Origin of the sequence: Streptomyces sp. NPDC091289 (assembly GCF_044757365.1) — a bacterium.
In the GTDB taxonomy this organism is placed as follows: domain Bacteria; phylum Actinomycetota; class Actinomycetes; order Streptomycetales; family Streptomycetaceae; genus Streptomyces.
Genome location: NZ_JBIVUT010000023.1, coordinates 90108 through 110509, shown reverse-complemented (window position 1 = coordinate 110509; position 20402 = coordinate 90108). Strand labels below are relative to the sequence as shown.

The window sequence follows — 20402 nt, the reverse complement described above, 5'->3', positions numbered from 1 at the left end:
GCCGGGGTCAGCCTCCGACGGTCGCCCCGGCCCCGTCCTGCGCGGGCAGGGCCGCGGGCGTCCGGCGGGCGGCGGACGGCACCGGCAGCGGCAGCCCGTCCGTCTCCCCGAGGAAGACCCGCCGCACCACCCGCTCGGCGGCGTACCCGTCGTCGTACGGGCAGAACCGGGCCCGGAACGCGGCCCGCAACTGCGCCGAGCGGGAGCCCCGCCAGTGGTCCGTGGCGAAGATGTCGAACAGCTCGTCCTGGCCCCGGGCCACGATGCCGGGCGGGAACGCCGTGATGTCGAAGTACGTGCCCCGGGCCGCCTCGTACGCCTCGATGTCCTCCAGGTGCAGCACCACCGGGCGGTCCAGGTTGACGTAGTCGAACATCAGCGAGGCGTAGTCCGTGATCAGGGCGTCCGAGGCGAGCGCCAGCGTCTCCACCGACCGGTGCGCGCCGACGTCGATGATCCGGGGATGCGGCACCCGGCGGCCGCCCCCGGGGCCGGCCGGGAGCGGCGCCCGGGACAGCACCACGAACTGCGGGCCCAGCACCCGGACCAGCAGCTCCAGATCCAGGGCGGGCCGCTGGACCCGCCGGTAGTCGCGGTGCGTCGGGGCGTACAGCAGGGCGATGCTGCCCGCCGGGATCCCCAGCGTCTCCCGCAGCCGCGCCACATCGGCCGGACCGGTGCGGTGGTACACGTCGTTGCGCGGCGAGCCGTATTCCAGCGTCGTGTACGCGGACGGGTAGGCCCGCTCCCGTACGAGGGTGGAGTGCGGGTTCGCCGAGAGGGAGAAGTCCCAGGTGTCGACCGAGCGCAGCAGTTGTTCGAAGTCGGTGCCCCGGGCGGCGGCGGGCCGGTCCAGCAGATCGGTGCCCACGGTCCGCAGCGGCGTGCCCTCGTGCGTCTGCAACAGCACCTGGCCCCGCCGCTTGACCAGCCCCGGGTCGAAGGAGCCGTCGTTCACCAGATACGCGGAACGGGCCAGCGCCGTCCCGTGGGCGAAGGAGCCGGGTGCGAGGTGCCGGGTGCCGGTCGGCACGGTGTGGGCGTCGACGGGCCGGCAGATCCAGGCCGTCCGCATCCCCGGGACCAGCTCGCGGACCTTCGCCTCGATCGCCGCCGGGTTGCCCCCGTACCCCCGGCCGCCCCGGGCGGTGAACACCGCGTCCCGGGTGCGCAGCGGCAGCCGCGACTGGATCCGGTAGTGCGCCCGCAGTGCCGCGCCCCGCACCGCCCTGCGCACGGCGTCCGCCGCTTTTCGCAGCCGTCCGCCGAGGCGCTGGGCCACCGACAGGGCCCGGTAGGTGCGCCGCGCGCCGAGCCGCAGCAGTCCGTGGCGCAGCAAGGCGCGGCGGGGGACCGGGGCGCCGGGGGTGTGATACCGGCGGCAGGACGCGGTCGCCCGGCGGAAGAACGCGGCGCGGCTGTGCAGCGGCAGCCGGTCCCGGGAGGCGAACAGCGCCGAGAAGTGGTCCAGCATCCGGCGGAACATCACCGGCCGCCACAGGGCGAGTTCGGGCCGGGAGTCGATGAACGCGAACACCCGGTCGTACTGGTCGAAGACGTCGAAGTGCTTCTCGCTGGTGGTGGAGAGGATGTTGCCGCGCCGCCGCTGCCGGTAGGAGACGCAGACCGCGTCCAGCACCGCGATCGAATCGGCCGACATCAGCACCGGGTAGGTCCAGGGGGTGTCCTCGTAGTAGCCGGGCGGGAAGGTGAACCCCTCGGCCTCGACGAACGCGCGGCGGTACGCCTTGTTCCAGACGACCATGAGGAGTTGCAGCAGCTCGGGGCGGTCGGTGAGCCGGAAACGGGCGGGCCCGGCCTCGTCGAGGTGGGCGGCCAGGACATTGCGGACGCTGCGGCCCGTCCAATACGTACGGGCGTAGTCGTACATCAGGACGTCGGGCCCGCCGGTCGCGTCGATCCGGTCCGCGATGGTCTGGAGCGCGTCCGGCAGCAGGGTGTCGTCGCCGTCGAGGAAGATCAGGTAGTCGCCGCCCGCCCGGGCCATCCCGGCGTTGCGGGCCGGGCCCAGGCCGATGTTGCGGGGCAGGTGCAGAGCGGTGACGCGGGGGTCCCGGCGGGCGTACTCGTCGGCGATCGGACCGCAGGCGTCGGGGGAGCAGTCGTCGACCACGATGATCTCGTAGTCCTTGAAGGACTGACTCAGCACGGAATCCAGACACGCGTGCAGATACGCCTGGACCCGGAATGCGGGCACGATGACAGTGAACCGGGGCACTACACATCCATGGGTCGTTCGCGGGAAGCCAGGTGGCCCGCAAACGTCGGATGGAATGACAGGGTTACGCCGGACGTGGCATTAGAGGGAAGTGGACGCCGAAGCGGCCCGGTTCCGGGGAACCGGGCCGCTCCTGGTTGACGTACAGACGTGCAGTGCTACGGCCGGACGGTGGCGGCTACTTGACCGCGCCCGCCATCACGCCGGAGACGAACTGCCGCTGGAAGGCGAAGAACACCGCCAGCGGGATCACCATCGACACGAACGCGCCGGGCGCGAGCACATCGATGTTGTTGCCGAACTGGCGTACCTGCTGCTGGAGCGCCACGGTGATCGGCGGCGAGTCGGAGCTCGCGAAGATCAGCGCGACCAACATGTCGTTCCACACCCACAGGAACTGGAAGATCCCGAGCGAGGCGATCGCCGGACCGCCCAGCGGCATCACGACCCGGGTGAAGAGCCGGATCTCGCCCGCCCCGTCGAGCCGGGCGGCCTCCAGCAGCTCGCGGGGGATCTCCGCGAAGAAGTTCCGCAGCAGGAAGATCGCGAACGGCAGGCCGAACGCCGTGTGGAACAGCACCACCCCGAGCGTCGTCTCGAAGATCCCGATGGTGCCGAAGAGCTCGGATACCGGGATCAGCGCGACCTGCACCGGCACCACCAGCAACCCGACGACCAGCAGGAACCACCAGTCCCGGCCGGGGAACTCCATCCACGCGAAGGCGTATCCGGCGAGCGAGCCGATCACCACCACCAGCACCGTGGACGGCACCGTGATCATGATCGTGCTGAAGAGCGAGCCGGTGATCGTCGAATTGTCCAGCAGCCGCTGGTAGTTGTCGAAGGTCAGCTCGGACGGGGCGGTGAAGATCTTCCACCAGCCGGTCGCCGCGATGTCCTGCGGACCGCGCAGCGAGGACAGCAGCAGGCCGATCGTGGGCATCAGCCAGAACAGGGCGACCAGGATCAGGAAGACCCGCATCGCCCCGCCGCCGGCGCGGGCGGCGATCCGGGCGCCGAGGGACTGCTCGGCCTTGGGTGCTTCGGGGGTGCTCATCGGCGTCCCTCCTTCCGGATCCTTCGAATGTTGAACAGCATCACCGGGATCACCAGCAGCAGCAGGAGCACCGCGATCGCGCTCCCGACCCCGAGGTCCGCGTCCGTGCCGAACGAGGACCGGTACAGCTGGAGCGCCAGCACGTTCGCGTCGTCCTGGGAGGAGCCCGGCGCGATGATGAACACCAGGTCGAAGACCTTCAGCACGTTGATCATCAGCGTCACCAGGACCACCGCCAGCACCGGCGCCAGCATCGGCACCGTGATCCGGCGGAACACCTGCCACTCGTTGGCGCCGTCCACCCGGGCCGCCTCCAGCAGCTCACGCGGCAGACCGGCCAGTCCGGCGGCGATCAGCACCATCGCGAACCCGGCCCACATCCACACGTAACTGCCGATGATCCCGGGCGTCACCAGGGACGGCCCGAGCCAGTCGACACCGTTGTACGGCTCGCGGAAGTTGTCGGCGGGCAGGCGCAGTTGGGCCCCGTCCGCCGAGGCGGGCAGGGCGAACACGCCGTCCGCTCCGGCCGTGGCCGTCGCGATGACCCTGCCGTCCTTCACCGCCTCGACCGTGAGGCCCTTCAGGCCCAGCTCCTTCGGGTCGACGACATTCGGCTTTCCGCCGCCGCCCCGGGTGAAGTCCAGCCAGGCCGTCCCGCTGATCCCGCCGCCGGAGGTCGTCGGAGACCCCTCGGCGGGCCGCGCGTCGCCCGGCATCTTCGCCGGCGCCACGCCGACCAGCGGCACCAGCAGCGGTTGGCCCGCCCGGATCGGCTCCTTGGACACGAACGCCCCGCCGTCACCCTTCTCCAGCGGGTGCACGGGCAGCGGGCGGGCCTTCGGGAAGCCGGAGGACTGGTTGAACGTGTCGTGCACGCCCACCGCCACCGCGTTGGCGACACCGCGCTCGGGAGCCTGGTCGTACACCAGCCGGAAGATGATGCCCGCGGCCAGCATCGAGATCGCCATCGGCATGAAGACGATCAGCTTGAACGCGGTGCCCCAGCGGATCCGTTCGGTCAGCACCGCGAAGATCAGCCCGAGCGCGGTGGCGACCGTCGGGGCGAAGACCACCCAGATCGCGTTGTTCTTCACCGCCGTGAGGATCGTGGCGTCGGTGAACAGGGCCGTGTAGTTGTCGATCCCGGCGAAGCCCGTACCGGCCTGGTCGAAGAACGACCGGTAGACCGAATACCCGATCGGATAGAGCACCAGCGCACCGAGCAGCACCAGCGCGGGCAGCAGGAACGCCGCCGCGATGACCCTGCGGGTGCCGGTCACGCTCCGGCGGGACTTCCCCGGATCCGGCGGCGGGGACGGGCGCGGACTCGTGTCGTCGGCGGGGGGCGCCGCACCGGCGCCCCCCGCTGTCGTTGTCGTCACGGCGTCAGCTCTTGTACGCCTTGACCGCTTCGGACTCCAGCTGTTTCTGGGTCCCCGCGATGTCCTTCGGGTTCTTCAGGAAGTCCTGGAGGATCTTCCACTCGCCCTTCCCGGGCGTCCCGCCGAACGACTGCGGGGCCTGGTCGGACATGTCGAACCGGACGTCGTCACCGGCGTCGATCAGCGCCTGGGCCATCGTGCGCTGCACGTCGTTCGGGTACGCCTTCAGGTCCAGGCCCTTGTTCGGGGAGATGAACCCGCCCGCCTCGGCCCAGATCTTCGCCGCGTCGGACGAGGCCAGCCAGGTCAGCAGCGCCTGCGCGCCCTTGGTGTCCTTCAGCGCGATGGCCGCGTCGCCGCCGGTCACCACGGGGGAGTCCGCGCCGACCGCCGGGAACGGGAACACCTTGGCGTCCGTGCCGATCTTCGCCTCGGTCTGCGCGATGTTGACGGCGACGAAGTCGCCCTCGAAGACCATCGCGCCCTTGGGCTGGTCGCCCCCGGTGAACGTCTGGGTCACCGAGGCCGGGAACTCCGTCTGGAGCGCCCCGTCCGCCCCGCCCGCGATCAGCTCCGGCTTCCCGAACAGCTCCGCCAGCGTGGTCAGCGCGTCCTTCACGGACGGGTCGGTCCACGGGATCTCGTGCTTCGCCAACTGGTCGTACTTCTCCGGACCCGCCTGGGAGAGATAGACGTTCTCGAACCAGTCGGTCAGGGTCCAGCCGTCCGCGCCGCCCACCGAGACCGGGGTGACGCCGGAGGCGGAGATGGTCTCCGCAGTCGTCAGGAAGTCCTTCCAGGTCTTCGGCTCAGCGGCCCCCGCGTTGTCGAACGCGGCGGCGTTGTACCAGATCAGGGACTTGTTGGCGGCCTTGAAGTAGACGCCGTACTGGGTGCCGTCCACCTTACCGAGCTCCTGCCAGACCTCGGCGTAGTTCTGGCCGAGCTGGGCCCGCGCCTCGGGGCCGACCGGCTTGGCCCACTTCTTCGCGGCCGCCTGCTGGATGGCGCCGACCTGCGGGATCATCGCCACGTCCGGCGGCTGCTTGCCCGCGATCTTCGTGCCCAGGAAGTTGATGATCGGGTCCTGCGCCGGGACGAACGTGACGTCCGCGCCCGTACGCTTCTCGAACTCGTCCAGCACCTTGGTGAAGTTGGCCTGCTCGGGTCCGGTCCAGACCGCGGCGACGGAGATGTTCTCCCCGTCCAGCTTCGGCAGGTCGACCGTGGACGCGCTGTCCGTGCCCTTGCCGGAGCCCTCCTCCGACTTCTTCTTGCCGTCGCCGTCGCCCCCGCAGCCGGTGAGCGCCAGAGCGCCGACCGCCGCGAAAACCAGTGCGGCCCTGCGTATCCGAAGGGTTGTGCGCATTCCTGCCCCGTCTCTTCCCTACGCGCCCGGCCATGTGCGCATGCCCGGACTACGTCGTCCGTGCGCACAGTCCTACGCCCGGTCCACGGGCCCCGCAATACCGTCGGAGGGCTCAACATACTTATCGTGATCGCCTCGTGACGTCATGTCAGAGCATGTCGGGAGCCTGCCCCGACAGCTTCGGGGGCCGGTCGGGCCGGTCGGGCCGGTGGCCGCGTCGGAGCCGGGGTCAGGTCGGGCGGATGGTCGAGCCGGAGTCGGAGCCGGGTCGGGCGGATAGCCGCGTCAGGACGCGTCAGGCTGTGAACGGCACCAGCGCCGGCAGCCGTTCGGCGTTCACCGAACGGGCCGCGCGCTCCAGCGCACTGGCGAGCAGCGCCAGGTCCGTCGGACCGTTGCCCAGCTCCCGGACCGGGCGCCGGGTCGGCGGATCGCCCATCCGCTCCCACTCCAGCGGAACGACCGTGGGGCGCAGCGTCGCCGTACGCGGGATACGGCCGGTGACCCGGCCCCCCTGGAACGGGGTCACCCGGCCGTCCGGATGCCCCAACCGACCCCGGCCGGGGGCCGGTTCGTCCGGGGACGGCGGCAGCACCGGGGCGTCCAGCACGATGCGCAGCCGGGCGCCGCGGGCCAGCTCGGTGTCCTCGGTACGGTCGGGGCGCGCGGAGGTGGCGACCAGGTGCACCCCGAGCCGTCCACCGTCCCGGGCCACGGCCTCCAGCGCCCGCACCACCGAACCGGCGGCGGGCCGGCCGGGGCTGCCGAGCGCTGGGGCGACCAGCGCGTCGAAGTCGTCGGCGAGGACGACGAGCCGGGGCAGCGGGGAAGGCCCCGGGTCCCCGGACCGGGCGGCGGCGGGGCGCAGCCGCAGGGTGCCGCTGGCCGGGGATTCCAGATCGCCCCGCCGCTCGGCGCCGCTCGGCGGCCGCTGGCCCACGACGCGGGGGGTCTCCTGCTGGGCGTACCGCTCGTGCCAGGCGGCGAAGTCCAGGTCGCCGAGCAGCTCGGCGCGCCGCTTCAGCTCGCCGCCGAGCGCCTGCGCGAACTCCCGCATCCGGACCGGGTCGGATGCCACGAGGTGCGTGAAGACATGCGGCAGCTCCGTACAGGGGAGCAGGCCCTCGCCGCGCTCCCCGTGCTCGCCGCCGGAACCGTCGACGAGCAGGATGCCGAGCCGGTCGGGCCGGGCCGCGGAGGCGAGCGAAGCGGCGACGGCCCGGAGCAGCTCCGTGCGGCCGCTGCCCGGGGGCCCCTCGATCAGCAGGTGCGGGCCCTCGTCGGCGAGATCGACACTGAGGGGGCCCCGGGGGCCCGCCCCGAGCACGAGGACCGGCCGGCCGGTCTGCACGGCGGGCCGGTCCGCTGCCCCGTCGCCCCGCTCGCCGGCCCCGGCGGCCGGACCCGGTCCGGAACGCTGGGCGCCCAGGTAGGGCGTGCGCTCGGCGTCACGGGCGTCACGGGCGTCACGGCCGTCACGGGTGCCCAGCGGGGGATACGGGGTGCGGTCCGGGTCGGGGGCGCCCGCCGCCGGGTAGGGGGTGCGGCCCGAGTCACGGTGCGGGGAGGAGGCCCCGGTGCGCTGGGGGCCGACGCGCGGACCCGCGCTGAGGGTGCGACCGGAGTTGGGGCTGTCCACCTCCGCGCGGGGCGCGGAAGCCGCCGCCGTGGTCCGGGGCGCTGATGCACCCGGCTGGGCCTCCGCCGTGGACGCCCAGCGGGCCATCAGCGAGGCCGGAGTGGCGCGGGCCAGGCCCAGCTCGTCCAGCAGCCGGGCGGACGGCGGCAGCGCCGCGGTCGTCGGGCGGCCCGCCAGCGCGGCCGAGCCCTCCTCGCGCAGAGGCGCCAGGGCCCGCCCGAACCGCTCGGCCCAGGCCGCCGACACCGCGTCCACCGCGGCCACCGTCCCGTGCCCCGCGGCCTGCCCGCCCGCCGTACGCAGCAGGCGCAACGCCGTGGCGACGTCTCCGCTCAGCATCGCGACCGCCCCGCACTCCCGGAAGGCGATGGAGGCCCGGCAGGCGGACTCGTACGTCGCGGACACCGGGGAGGTGGGGGAGGCGGCCGGGGTCTCGGCCAGGCAGATCAGATGGATCCCGGCCGCCGCGCCCGCCCCGGCCAGCCGCGCCGTGGTCTCGCGCAGCATCGCCGTACCGGGGTCGCCGTCCAGGACGACCACCGTGTGCGGGCCCGTGTGGGCACGGGCGGCCTCGGCCACCGAGGCCCGGTCCAGATGCGGCCAGCCGGGGCCGAGGGGCCCCTCGTCGAGGCGGCGCACCAGCTCGGCCGTACGGGCGGCCGCCTGCTCACGGTCGTACGCGAGGAGCAGCCGGCAGTCCTGCCCGTGCGTCGGGCGCAGATGCGGCAGCCACCCCAGCCAGGACCACTCGCGCCGCCGTTCCTCCAGCGGGCGGGAGCGGTCCGTGCTGATGAGGACGATCTCCAGGTCGAACGGGGAGTGCAGCGCGGCGAGCTGTGCCACCGTCGCGCGGGCCAGCCCCGCCAGCCGGGCGCGCGGACCGGCGAGCCCCAGCGAACCGGCCTCCCGCAGCCCCACGGTCACCGGCACGGCGGGCACCTCGGCCCGGTCGGTCGTGCCGAGCCGCACCACCAGCGCCTCCGGGTGCTCCGGGTGGCGCTCCCAGAGCCGGGGCCCGGGGCCGAGCGCGGTCAGCAGCACGGCGGCCGGATCGGGCCAGGTGCCCTCGGGGGCGGAGGGCAACGCGGAGAAGGGGGAGCCGGGGGAGGCCGGGGAGGCGAGATGCCCGGCCCCCGACGGACCGCCGGAGGGGCCGGGAGAGCCGGTCGGGGAGCCGCCGGGAGAGCCGTAGGGGCCCGGGCCCGCTGCGGAGCCGTAGGTCCCTGACCTGTATGTCTCGGACCGGTAGGCCTCCGACCCGTAGGCCTCCGACCCGTACGTCTCGGACCCGTAGGCCTCTGACCCGTAAGCCTCCGACCCGTACGTCTCCGACCCGTACGTCTCTGATCCGTGCGTCTCCGACCCGCGTGTCCCTGAGCCGTACGCTCCGGATCCGTACGCCGACGATCCGTGGGCCGCCCGGGCGCCCTGGCCGTCCGGGGCGCGGGAGGCGCCGTACGGGTCCGGGCCGGCGGAGGGTCCGGATCTGCCGGCCCCCGTCTCCGGGCCCGCCGCCTGCTCGCCCTTCGCGCCGCCCTTGAGCCGCCTCGCCCAGGCGCCTATGCCGCGCCGGGGCGCCGGGGCGTCGGCGAACCCCTCGCCGCGGGTATCGCCGCCGTGTCCCGGATATGCCCCCGGCCCGGCCTCAGCGTGCTCCGGCCAGGAGGTCTCGTCGCGGGCGGACGCCGGGGAACCGGCGGAGGTGGAAGAGGGAGAGGGAGAGGGAGAAAGGGAGGAGGGGGAGGAGGCGTACGGGGAGGCCGGTGCGCCGTATGCGTGGCCGGGGCCCCGGCCGCCGTGGTCGGGGGTGCGCGCGCCGAAGGGCGCACCGGTGCCGTGGCCCGGGGCGGAGGCCCCCGTCTCGGCGCGGGTCACCCGCAGATGCCCCTCGCCGTCCGGGGCGGTCGGCAGCGTCGCCGGACGGGAGCCCGCCGTGAGGCGGAGGGCGGATTCGCCGAGCCGCAGCAGCGAACCGGGGGCCAGGCGGACCGGCCGCTCGTACACCTCGACGCCGTCCAGGGAGGTGCCGTTCGTCGAACCGAGGTCGGCGACCGAGACCCGGCCGTCGTCGGAGACCGTCACCGTGCAGTGCAGCCGGGAGACGTCCGGGTCGTCGAGCGGGACGTCCGCGTCGGCGGAGCGGCCGATCCGGATCTGCCCGCCGTGCAGCAGATGGACCCCGCCCGCGTCCGGCCCCGCCACCACATGGAGCTGGGCCGGCACGGCGTCGTCCGTCGCCTCGTCGTCGCCGGGGACCTGGAGCGAGAGGACCGCGCCGTCCACCAGGGGCGGCTCGCCCAGCGCGACGCGGTGCCCGTCCAGCCGCTCCCGGCCGGCGAAGAGCACGACCGCCCCGCCGCCCTGGGAGCTCTCGGGCCCCGCCACGGCGGAGGCCAGCTGGGAGGCGACGGCCGCCAGCGCCGTCCCGGCGGGGGCGGTGACGAGCACGTCGCAGGTGCGCGCCGGGGTCTGGCCGCTGCGCGGCGCGAGGACGGTCAGCCGGATCTGCATCGCCGTCAGCGGTCCCTTCTGCGCGGGGGGTGCCCGGCAGGGGAAACGCCCTGTGATTCCCCCCACCCGGCACGGACACGTCGTCCGTACAGGTCGTCACGCACCGCGAGACTCCGAGCCCGCAGATCCGTGCTGGAGGCATCCTCGCACCTGCCACTGACAACACGCCCGGCGGTCACCTTTAAATGATCTTGAATGGTCGGCTGTGGGCGCAAAAGTGCCTGCTTGCGTCCGGATCCCGACGCTCGGAGGGGCGCCCGGGCGGCTGTCCGCCGCCTGCCGGGCGGAAACCCCGCACCCATGGTCGAACGTCTGACCGGCCCTTGGGCGGCCGTGCGGCAACCTTCTGCCCGCTCTGCGCGTCTTCCCCCGGAACATGAGCCCCCGGTGCCCCGTTCGGCGGCATTACAGTGGGCCGGAACATTCGGGCACCCTCTGGGGGACCGCAAAGCACCACGATCAGCAGGGAGCGCATGACGTGCGGCCGGTAGGCAGCAAGTACCTGCTCGAGGAGCCGCTCGGACGCGGCGCCACGGGCACCGTCTGGCGAGCCCGCCAGCGGGAGACCGCGGGCGCCGAGGCAGCCGTCGCGGGTCAGCCCGGCGAGACCGTGGCCATCAAGGTCCTCAAGGAGGAGCTGGCCAACGACGCCGATGTCGTGATGCGGTTCCTGCGGGAGCGCTCCGTCCTGCTGCGGCTCACCCACCCGAACATCGTGCGCACCCGGGACCTCGTCGTCGAGGGCGATCTCCTCGCCCTGGTGATGGACCTGATCGACGGCCCCGACCTGCACCGCTACCTCCGCGAGAACGGCCCGCTCACCCCGGTCGCCGCCGCGCTGCTCACCGCGCAGATCGCGGACGCGCTCGCCGCCAGCCACGCCGACGGCGTCGTCCACCGTGACCTCAAGCCCGCCAACGTGCTGCTCGACGAGCGCGACGGCCAGATGCACCCGATGCTCACCGACTTCGGCATCGCGCGGCTGGCCGACTCCCCGGGCCTGACCCGGACCCACGAGTTCGTCGGCACCCCCGCCTACGTGGCGCCGGAGTCCGCCGAGGGCCGCCCGCAGACCTCCGCCGTCGACATCTACGGCGCGGGCATCCTGCTGTACGAGCTGGTCACCGGCCGCCCGCCGTTCGCCGGGGGCACCGCCCTCGAAGTCCTGCACCGGCACCTCAGCGAGGAGCCCCGCCGCCCCTCCACCGTCCCGGCCCCGCTGTGGACGGTCATAGAGCGTTGCCTGAGCAAGGACCCGGACCGGCGGCCCAGCGCCGAGAACCTGGCCCGCGGTCTGCGTACGGTCGCCTCGGGCATCGGCGTCCACGCGAACTCCGCCCAGATCGCCGCCGCCGACGGGGTGGGCGCCCTGCTCGCCCCCGACCCGGCGCCCGCGGCCGTCCCGGAGACCCCGGGCGCGGCCGACCCCACGCAGGTGCTGCCGAGCAACGCGGGCTCCTACGACCCGGCCGCCGCGACCAGCGTGCTCCCGCAGACCGGCCCCGGAGGCCAGAGCGGCCCGGGCCAGGGCCCCGGCGGCGGTCACGCCGACCCGACCGCCGTCATGCCGCCCGTTCCGCAGCACCCCGACGGGCCGCCGCAGCCGGACGGCCCGCACCCCTGGCAGTCGCAGCTCCAGGCGGCCCGCGACCGCAACGAGCAGACCCAGGTCCAGTACCTCGACCCGAGCCAGGACCCGCTGCGCCGCCGCCCGCAGCGCCAGGGGCCGCCGCAGCACCAGCAGCAGCCGCCCCAGCGCCGCCAGCCGGCCCCGCAGCACCAGCAGTACCCGCCGCAGCAGCAACACCAGCAGCAGCAACAGCCGCAGCGCTACCAGCAGCCGCAGCAGCCCCAGCGGCAGCAGTACGTGCCCCCGCAGCCGCAGCCGCAGCAGCCCCAGCAGCCGGCCGCGCGCCCGCCGCGCGAGCCGCGTCCGCCGAGGCAGCGCGGAGCCAACCCGATGCGCATCCCCGGACTCGGCTGCCTCAAGGGCTGCCTGTTCACCGTGGTGCTCCTGGTCATCGCCGGCTGGCTCATCTGGGAACTGACCCCGCTCCAGGACTGGGTCGCCGAGGGCAAGGGCTACTGGGAAGCGATCGGCGACGCGTTCGGCACGGTCTCCGGCTGGATCTCCAAGGTCGGCGACACCATCGGCGGCTCGGGCGGGGCCTGATCCGCGACGGCCGGCCGACGCCCGACCCGTAACGCTGTCCCTTTGTCGACTTCTCCGGGCCTATTTGGCCCGGAGAAGTGAAGGTCGGTGCCATCCAGGGCACGTGACACCCCGAACGCCGCGTAACTTTGTCGGCCGGGGGTCCACCGCCAGCCGCTGAGGGAGCAGTCTTGGCACGGAATATCGGCAGCCGGTACACGGCCCACCAGATCCTGGGGCGCGGCAGCGCCGGCACGGTATGGCTCGGCGAAGGGCCCGACGGCCCGGTCGCCATCAAGCTGCTCCGTGAGGACCTCGCGTCCGACCAGGAGCTCGTGGGCCGCTTCGTGCAGGAGCGCACCGCCCTGCTCGGACTCGACCACCCGCACGTGGTCGCCGTCCGGGACCTCGTCGTGGACGGCAACGACCTGGCCCTGGTCATGACGCTCGTACGCGGCACCGACCTGCGCACCCGCCTGGACCGCGAGCGCCGCCTCGCCCCCGAGGCCGCCGTCGCGATCATCGCGGACGTCGCCGACGGGCTGGCCGCCGCGCACAAGGCCCAGGTGGTCCACCGGGACGTCAAGCCGGAGAACATCCTGCTCGACATGGAGGGCCCGCTCGGCCCCGGCGGCGCCCACCCCGCCCTGCTCACCGACTTCGGCGTCGCCAAGCTGATCGACACCCCGCGCCGCACCAAGGCCACGAAGATCATCGGTACGCCGGACTACCTGGCCCCCGAGATCGTCGAGGGCCTCCCGCCGCGCGCCGCCGTCGACATCTACGCCCTGGCGACCGTCCTCTACGAGCTGCTCGCCGGATTCACGCCCTTCGGCGGCGGCCATCCCGGTGCGGTCCTGCGCCGGCACGTCACCGAGACCGTCGTCCCGCTCCCCGGCATCCCCGAGGAGCTCTGGCAGCTCCTGGTCCAGTGCCTGGCCAAGGCCCCCGCCTCCCGGCTGCGCGCCTCCGAGCTCGCCGTACGGCTGCGCGACCTGCTGCCCCTGCTGGCGGGCATCCCGCCGCTGGAGGTGGACGAGCCGGACGCCGAGGAGAGCGACCCGCAGCCACCCGTCGCCTACGACGAGCAGCAGTACACCCCGGCCACCGAGGAACCCCGCCGCCGCGGGGCGGTCCCGCTGGTGCCCGGCTCCGCCCCCGACTCCAACCGGGACACGCATACGAGCATGCGCGTCCCGGCCCCGGACGAGCTGGCGGGCGGCCCGCTCGGGACGGCCCGCGCCCCCCGCGCCCCGGGCCGGCCCCGGCCCGGCTCCGCCCGCAACAAGGCGGCCGCCGTCCGCAAGCGCCGCATCACCCTCGGCGCCGCCGCCCTCGTCCTCTGCGCGGCCGTCGCGGTCGGCGGCTGGCTGGCCACGGGCGGCGGCGACGGGGACCAGGCCCCCCAGGACAGCGAGAACTCGGCCCCGGCCACCCCGTGAGCGAGCCCTTTCCCCGGTCCGGTTCCCGGGGGAGGGCAAGCTTCATCCGCCCAGCCGTTACGCTGGACCCGTGGCAGTCGTCGATATTTCCGAAGAGCTGAAGTCCCTCTCCTCGACCATGGGGTCGATCGAGGCCGTCCTGGACCTGGATGCGCTGAGGGCGGACATCGCCGCGCTCGAGGAGCAGGCAGCGGCGCCGTCCCTGTGGGACGACCCGGAGGCGGCCCAGAAGATCACCAGCAAGCTTTCCCACCTCCAGGCCGAGGTCCGCAAGGCCGAGACCCTGCGCGGCCGCATCGACGACCTCGAAGTCCTCTTCGAGCTCGCCGCCGACGAGGCCGACGCCGACGCCCAGGCGGAGGCCGAGACCGAGCTGGAGTCGGTGAAGAAGGCGCTGGACGAGATGGAGGTCCGCACGCTCCTCTCCGGCGAGTACGACGCGCGCGAGGCCCTGGTGACCATCCGGGCCGAGGCCGGCGGCGTCGACGCCGCGGACTTCGCGGAGAAGCTCCAGCGCATGTACATCCGCTGGGCCGAGCGGCACAACTACAAGACCGAGGTCTACGAGACCGCCTACGCCGAAGAGGCCGGCATCAAGTCGACCACCTTCGCCGTCCAGGTCCCGTACGCCTACGGCACGCTCTCCGTCGAGCAGGGCACCCACCGTCTGGTCCGGATCTCGCCCTTCGACAACCAGGGCCGCCGCCAGACGTCCTTCGCGGGCGTCGAGGTGCTCCCGGTCGTCGAGCAGACCGACCACATCGAGATCGACGAGTCCGAGCTGCGCGTGGACGTGTACCGCTCCTCGGGCCCCGGCGGACAGGGCGTCAACACCACGGACTCCGCGGTCCGTCTGACCCACCTGCCCACCGGCATCGTCGTCTCCTGCCAGAACGAGCGCTCGCAGATCCAGAACAAGGCGTCCGCGATGAACGTCCTCCAGGCGAAGCTCCTCGAGCGCCGCCGCCAGGAGGAGCAGGCCAAGATGAACGCGCTCAAGGGCGACGGCGGCAACTCCTGGGGCAACCAGATGCGTTCGTACGTCCTGCACCCGTACCAGATGGTCAAGGACCTGCGTACGGAGTTCGAGATGGGCAACCCCGAAGCGGTCTTCAACGGCGAGATCGACGGCTTCGTCGAAGCGGGCATCCGCTGGCGCAAGCAGCGCGAGAAGTAGCCTCGGCGGTACGGAGGTTGGGCCCGGACAGGCAACTGTCCGGGCCCGTCTGCGTTGCGTGTGTTGCGGAGGATCTGTGCCCGATGCGTCACAGTCGCGCTTCCGATTAGCCGTCAAGAACCCCCATATCGGTGCCTAGTGCACGGAACGGCCTTGACGTAATCCTTAACTCTGGCCAGGGTGCTAGAGCAGCATGCGTATGTCTGGGACGGGTGTGAACCGGGGGGCTGGCGGGGTGACCACGACACGACGTGGCCTTGCCGAGAGCGATTCCCCGCAGGGCCCACGGCCCGCATATGGCTGCTCCAATGACGAGATCGGCTACTGGGGGTAGCAACACATGACGAAGAAGACGCGTATTCGCGTCGCGCGGATCGCCGCTGGTGCGGTTATCGCCGCGGGTGCCTCGCTGACTGCGGCCGGTGCGGCGCAGGCGCTGGAGATCGGCGTCGACACCGGCGTCGCCGACGTCCAGGTGCAGCTGGGCGAGAACGACACCGAGGGCACCACCGACGGCACCGTCGAAGGTGCGGTCGAGGGCGCCGTTGACGGTGCCGACCAGGGTGGCGTCGAGGGTGCCGTTGAAGGTGCCGTCGACGGTGCCGACCAGGGTGGCGTCGAGGGTGCCGTTGAAGGTGCTGTCGAGGGTGGCGACCAGGGCGGTGTCGAGGGTGCCGTTGAAGGTGCTGTCGAGGGTGGCGACCAGGGCGGCGTTGAAGGTGCCGTCGAGGGTGGCGACCAGGGTGGCGTCGAAGGCGCCGTTGAAGGTGGCGACCAGGGTGGCGTCGAAGGCGCCGTTGAAGGTGGCGACCAGGGCGGCTCCGGCAACAACGGCGGCTCGGGCAACAACGGTGGCTCGGGCAACAACGGCGGTTCCGGCAACAACGGCGGCTCCGGCAACAACGGCGGCGGCGACCAGGGCGGGACCAGCACCTCCGGCGGCTCCACCGGCACCACCGGTGGCGGCTCCGCGACCGGTGGCTCCACCACCGGTGGCGACGACGCCGGCACCTGCACCGTCGACCTCGACGGCGCCGAGTGCACCGACAACACCGACACCGACAGCGTCGGCAACAAGCCGGTCGAGCAGAGCAAGGGCAAGGAAGAGCTCGCCGAGACCGGTGCGGCCGAGACGACCTTCCTGGTCATCGGTGCCGCGACGATGATCGCGGGCGGCATCGGCTTCCGTATCCTGCCGCGCCTCGTCGGCGGTCGCACGGTCGCCTAGTTCCGTAGCGGACCGTGATGGACCGTACCGGCGCGTAGAGGGCGCAGGTCAGGTCCGTACACGGCCCCGTACACGGAACGGCACAGCATGACGAAGGGCCCGGGAGGGCGTACGACGCCTCCCGGGCCCTTCTGCGCGCCCGAACCGCTCAGGCGGCCGTACGCATACGTCTGTCAGCCCTCGACGGGGCGATGAGGGGCGGCCCCAGGGGCCGTGCGGGCGGTGCGGGCCCGATCAGGCCGCTTGGTGCGCCAGCAGCGCGAGCGCGGTCAGCAGCACCACCATCAGGCCGATCAGCATGACCGGGCTCATCCCGGCCAGCGGGCCCTGGCCCTGCTCCTCCAGCATCTGCTGCCGCACGGCACGGCAGACACGGCAGCGGCCCTCGCTGACGGGGGACGCGCAGTTCGCGCACACCAGTCGGTCATAGGTCATGCGCATTCCTCCTCCCGCGCGGCGGAGCCGCTTGCTTGCGTTCTCTCCGCACAACGCTCACGGAAACACAACCGTTCCCCCCACCACTGTGCCAGCTCGCGGCGATTTCGGCGCGGCCTGCCGGACAAGGTCCGGCACGCCCCGTTTCGTTCCGGGGGCTGATCCGCCATAAAACGCCCATTGCCGGACGCCGCCTGCACGCGTGAGCCCGGTTCGCGTATGGTCACGCTCACCTACTCCCGGCCGACCGTGGTGCATCCGTGATCCGATTCGACAACGTCTCCAAGACCTACCCGAAGCAGACCCGACCGGCTCTGCGCGATGTCTCGCTGGACATCGAGAAGGGTGAGTTCGTCTTCCTGGTGGGGTCCTCCGGCTCCGGCAAGTCGACCTTCATGCGACTGATCCTGCGTGAGGAGCGCGCCAGCACGGGCATGGTCCATGTGCTCGGCAAGGACCTCGCGCGGCTGTCCAACTGGAAGGTGCCGCAGATGCGCCGCCAGTTGGGGACGGTCTTCCAGGACTTCCGCCTGCTGCCCAACAAGACGGTCGCGGAGAACGTGGCCTTCGCGCAGGAGGTCATCGGCAAGCCCCGCGGCGAGATCCGCAAGGCCGTGCCCCAGGTCCTCGACCTCGTCGGCCTCGGCGGCAAGGAGGAGCGGATGCCCGGTGAGCTCTCCGGTGGTGAGCAGCAGCGTGTGGCCATCGCCCGCGCCTTCGTGAACCGCCCCATGCTGCTGATCGCGGACGAGCCGACCGGCAACCTCGACCCGCAGACCTCGGTCGGCATCATGAAGCTGCTGGACCGGATCAACCGGACCGGCACCACCGTGATCATGGCGACCCACGACCAGAACATCGTCGACCAGATGCGCAAGCGCGTCATCGAGCTCGAGCAGGGCCGTCTCGTACGCGACCAGGCACGCGGCGTCTACGGCTACCAGCACTGACCGAGGGGCTCCGGCCCCTCGTGCATTTCGAGCATCGAGTACTGAAAGGACGCCATGCGCGCCCAGTTCGTCCTGTCGGAGATCGGCGTCGGTCTCCGCCGCAACCTCACGATGACCTTCGCGGTCGTGGTCTCCGTCGCCCTCTCGCTCGCCCTGTTCGGCGGTGCGCTGCTGATGCGCGAGCAGGTCAGCACGATGAAGGACTACTGGTACGACAAGGTCAACGTCTCGATCTTCCTCTGCAACAAGAACGACGCCAAGGACATGCCCAAGTGCGCCAAGGGGGCTGTCACCAAGGAGCAGAAGGAACAGATCAAGGTCGACCTGGAGAAGATGGACGCCGTCGAGACGGTCCACTTCGAGACGGTCGACGAGGCGTACAAGCACTACCAGGAACAGTTCGGCGACTCCCCGATGGCGGGCAACATCACGCCCGACCAGATGCAGGAGTCCTACCGGGTCAAGCTGGACGACCCGCAGAAGTACAAGGTCGTCGCCACGGCCTTCGCCGGGCGGGACGGGGTGCAGTCCGTCCAGGACCAGCGGTCCATCCTGGACCAGCTCTTCGAGCTGATGAACGGTATGAACGCCGTCGCGGTCTACGTGATGATCCTGATGCTGGTCATCGCGCTGATCCTGATCGTCAACACCGTGCGCGTCTCCGCGTTCAGCCGGAGACGTGAAACGGGCATCATGCGCCTCGTGGGGGCCTCCGGCTTCTACATCCAGGCCCCCTTCATCATGGAGGCGGCCGTCGCCGGCCTGATCGGCGGCGTGCTGGCCTGCGCGATGCTGCTCGGCGGCCGGTACTTCCTGATCGACGGCGGCCTCGCGCTCCAGGAGAAGCTGAACCTGATCAACTTCATCGGCTGGGACGCGGTCCTCACCAAACTTCCGCTGGTGCTCGCGATCGGTCTGCTGATGCCGGCGATCGCCGCTCTCTTCGCGCTGCGCAAGTATCTGAAGGTATGACATACGCCTCCTGGGGCGCACGGGCGAGTGCCCGTGCGCCCCAGGAGGCTTGTCCTAGACTCGTCGCCATGTCGGGCTCTGCGCACCGCTTCGGGCTCCGCGGCCCTTGCCGCGGGGCGGCCCTGACATTGGTCTTCGGGTGTGCTCTCGCCACCGCCGCCGCGACCGGTTCGCTGCCGCAGGACCCCGGTCCCGGGACCGGGACGCGGACCCGTGCCGTCTCCTCCACCGTCGCCCCGGTGGACCGCGAGGAGATCGAGGACGCCGCCGCCCAGGCCGAGGCCGACGGGAAGTCCGTGAAGGCCGCCGCCGAGGAGGTCGTCAGCCGCAGCGGGGACCGCTGGGGCGCGGTGTACGACGAGCGGGAGTACGAGGAGTTCGAGCAGGCACTGGACGGCTCCTACACCGGCGTCGGGCTCTCCGCCCGGCGCACCGACCACGGCGATGTCTCCGTGTCCCGCGTGCAGGCCGGCGGTCCCGCCGACCGGGCCGGTATCCGCGCCGGTGACCTGCTGCGCACCCTGGACGGCCGCGCGGTCGGCAAGCGCCCCGTCGCGGAGGTCGTCGCGTTACTGCGCGGCGACGGTACGGGAGCGGCCGAGGGCAGCCGGGTGGAGCTCGGTCTGGTCCGGGAGGGCCGGAGCTGGACGGAGACGCTGGAGCGGGCCCGGCTGACCACCGAGGCGGTCACCGTACGGCGGCTGGGGGCCGAGCCCTCGTCGGCGGTCCTGATCAAGGTCACCGCGTTCACCAAGGGGGCGGGTGCCGACGTCCGGGACGCGGTCCGCACCGCGCCCGAAGGGGCCGGGGTGCTCCTCGACCTGCGCGCCAACTCCGGCGGGCTCGTCACCGAGGCCGTCGTCGCCGCCTCCGCCTTCCTGGACGGCGGGCTGGTCGCCACGTACGACGTACGCGGGGAGCAGCAGGCCCTGTACGCCGATCCGGGTGGTGACACGGACCGGCCGGTCGTCGTCCTGGTCGACGGCGGCACGATGAGCGCCGCCGAGCTGCTGACCGGCGCCCTCCAGGACCGGGGCCGCGCGGTCACCGTCGGATCGCCCACCTTCGGCAAGGGCTCCGTGCAGATGCCCAGCAGGCTTCCGGGCGGTTCGGTGGCCGAGCTGACCGTCGGCCACTACCGCACTCCGGCGGGCCGTACCGTCGACGGCAAGGGCATCACCCCCGACCTCGTGGTGCGGGAGAGGGCCCAGCAGCGGGCCGAGACAGTATTGAGTGGCCTCGGGGGTGGGTCGTAGTGCGAAAATGACCGCACTATGGCGAAGGAAAAAGACACCGGGCGCAAGATGATCGCGCAGAACAAGAAGGCGCGGCACGACTACACGATCCTCGACACCTACGAGTGCGGCCTCGTGCTCATGGGCACGGAGGTCAAGTCCCTGCGCATGGGACGGGCCTCCCTGGTCGACGGCTTCATCCAGATCGACGACCACGAGGCCTGGCTCCACAACATCCACGTACCCGAGTACGTCCAGGGCACCTGGACCAACCACGCGGCCAAGCGGAAGCGCAAGCTGCTGCTGCACCGGGCCGAGATCGACAAGCTGGAGTCCAAGTCGCAGGAGAGCGGTCACACGATCGTGCCGCTCGCGCTGTACTTCAAGGACGGCCGGGTCAAGGTCGAGATCGCGCTCGCGAAGGGCAAGAAGGAGTACGACAAGCGCCAGACGCTCCGCGAGAAGCAGGACACGCGGGAGACGAACCGCGCCATCTCGGCGGCCCGTCGGCGGCAGCGCAGCGCCTGAGGCCGCCCAAGGGGAATACGGTGGCATCGTCCGGCGTTGGTCACGTACGATGGGCCGTGCACCTCAGCGAAGGTGCGCGTTTT

Annotated in this window: 14 protein-coding genes; 8 read left to right on the top strand and 6 right to left on the bottom strand. The window is 72.3% G+C overall.

Annotated features, from left to right (window positions below):
• Positions 1-7 precede the first annotated feature (7 nt).
• The 5 genes from ACIQPT_RS28440 to ACIQPT_RS28420 all read right to left on the bottom strand — a co-directional run bounded on the left by ACIQPT_RS28440 (position 8) and on the right by ACIQPT_RS28420 (position 10200).
• Positions 8-2239 (bottom strand): CDP-glycerol glycerophosphotransferase family protein, encoded by a 2232-nt coding sequence (locus ACIQPT_RS28440; RefSeq protein WP_401159877.1) that lies wholly within the window; start codon positions 2237-2239, stop codon positions 8-10.
• A gap of 178 nt (positions 2240-2417) precedes the next feature.
• The gene (locus ACIQPT_RS28435) at positions 2418-3296 is read right to left on the bottom strand and encodes a carbohydrate ABC transporter permease (protein ID WP_401159875.1); all 879 of its coding nucleotides are present in this window, start codon (positions 3294-3296) and stop codon (positions 2418-2420) included.
• The gene (locus ACIQPT_RS28430; protein WP_401159936.1) at positions 3293-4579 is read right to left on the bottom strand and encodes a carbohydrate ABC transporter permease; all 1287 of its coding nucleotides are present in this window, start codon (positions 4577-4579) and stop codon (positions 3293-3295) included. Before ACIQPT_RS28430 ends, ACIQPT_RS28435 begins: the two co-directional genes overlap by 4 nt.
• 106 nt (positions 4580-4685) lie before the next feature.
• Positions 4686-6050, bottom strand: coding sequence for an ABC transporter substrate-binding protein (locus tag ACIQPT_RS28425; RefSeq protein ID WP_401159873.1), 1365 nt, complete (start codon positions 6048-6050; stop codon positions 4686-4688).
• A gap of 295 nt (positions 6051-6345) precedes the next feature.
• The gene (locus ACIQPT_RS28420) at positions 6346-10200 is read right to left on the bottom strand and encodes an FHA domain-containing protein (RefSeq protein ID WP_401159871.1); all 3855 of its coding nucleotides are present in this window, start codon (positions 10198-10200) and stop codon (positions 6346-6348) included.
• Between the two features lie 478 nt (positions 10201-10678).
• Between ACIQPT_RS28420 and ACIQPT_RS28415 the strand changes: the two genes are divergently transcribed.
• From ACIQPT_RS28415 to ACIQPT_RS28400, 4 genes are all read left to right on the top strand, one after another.
• On the top strand, positions 10679-12373 hold the full coding sequence (locus ACIQPT_RS28415; protein WP_401159869.1) for a serine/threonine-protein kinase: 1695 nt from the start codon (positions 10679-10681) through the stop codon (positions 12371-12373).
• A 170-nt stretch (positions 12374-12543) separates the two neighbouring features.
• Entirely contained in the window at positions 12544-13794 is a 1251-nt protein-coding gene (locus ACIQPT_RS28410; RefSeq protein ID WP_401159867.1) for a serine/threonine-protein kinase, read from the top strand.
• Between the two features lie 70 nt (positions 13795-13864).
• Positions 13865-14971, top strand: coding sequence for a peptide chain release factor 2 (prfB, locus tag ACIQPT_RS28405; protein WP_030589137.1), 1107 nt, complete (start codon positions 13865-13867; stop codon positions 14969-14971).
• Between the two features lie 340 nt (positions 14972-15311).
• Positions 15312-16199, top strand: coding sequence for an LPXTG cell wall anchor domain-containing protein (locus tag ACIQPT_RS28400; RefSeq protein ID WP_401159865.1), 888 nt, complete (start codon positions 15312-15314; stop codon positions 16197-16199).
• A 234-nt stretch (positions 16200-16433) separates the two neighbouring features.
• On the opposite strand, the gene ACIQPT_RS28395 is transcribed toward ACIQPT_RS28400, so the two are convergent.
• Entirely contained in the window at positions 16434-16634 is a 201-nt protein-coding gene (locus tag ACIQPT_RS28395; protein WP_401159863.1) for a hypothetical protein, read from the bottom strand.
• Between the two features lie 260 nt (positions 16635-16894).
• Here ACIQPT_RS28395 and ftsE point away from each other — a divergent pair, with 260 nt between their 5' ends.
• From ftsE to smpB, 4 genes are all read left to right on the top strand, one after another.
• Complete coding sequence (gene ftsE, locus ACIQPT_RS28390; protein ID WP_003968787.1) at positions 16895-17584, top strand: cell division ATP-binding protein FtsE; 690 nt, start codon at positions 16895-16897, stop codon at positions 17582-17584.
• A gap of 54 nt (positions 17585-17638) precedes the next feature.
• Complete coding sequence (gene ftsX / locus ACIQPT_RS28385) at positions 17639-18556, top strand: permease-like cell division protein FtsX (protein WP_401159861.1); 918 nt, start codon at positions 17639-17641, stop codon at positions 18554-18556.
• Positions 18557-18624: 68 nt separating this feature from the next.
• Positions 18625-19812: a S41 family peptidase gene (locus ACIQPT_RS28380; protein ID WP_401159859.1), complete on the top strand. Its 1188-nt coding sequence runs from the start codon at positions 18625-18627 to the stop codon at positions 19810-19812.
• An 18-nt stretch (positions 19813-19830) separates the two neighbouring features.
• Positions 19831-20319 (top strand): SsrA-binding protein SmpB, encoded by a 489-nt coding sequence (gene smpB / locus ACIQPT_RS28375; RefSeq protein WP_381145779.1) that lies wholly within the window; start codon positions 19831-19833, stop codon positions 20317-20319.
• Positions 20320-20402 lie beyond the last annotated feature (83 nt).

Bases quoted from the DNA above. Each gene is read 5' to 3' on its own strand.
- ACIQPT_RS28435 (WP_401159875.1), bottom strand. From the start codon at position 3,296: ATGAGCACCCCCGAAGCACCCAAGGCCGAGCAGTCCCTCGGCGCCCGG.
- ACIQPT_RS28425 (WP_401159873.1), bottom strand. From the start codon at position 6,050: ATGCGCACAACCCTTCGGATACGCAGGGCCGCACTGGTTTTCGCGGCG.
- ACIQPT_RS28420 (WP_401159871.1), bottom strand. From the start codon at position 10,200: ATGCAGATCCGGCTGACCGTCCTCGCGCCGCGCAGCGGCCAGACCCCG.
- ACIQPT_RS28400 (WP_401159865.1), top strand. From the start codon at position 15,312: ATGACGAAGAAGACGCGTATTCGCGTCGCGCGGATCGCCGCTGGTGCG.
- ACIQPT_RS28395 (WP_401159863.1), bottom strand. From the start codon at position 16,634: ATGACCTATGACCGACTGGTGTGCGCGAACTGCGCGTCCCCCGTCAGC.
- ftsX (WP_401159861.1), top strand. From the start codon at position 17,639: ATGCGCGCCCAGTTCGTCCTGTCGGAGATCGGCGTCGGTCTCCGCCGC.
- ACIQPT_RS28380 (WP_401159859.1), top strand. From the start codon at position 18,625: ATGTCGGGCTCTGCGCACCGCTTCGGGCTCCGCGGCCCTTGCCGCGGG.
- smpB (WP_381145779.1), top strand. From the start codon at position 19,831: ATGGCGAAGGAAAAAGACACCGGGCGCAAGATGATCGCGCAGAACAAG.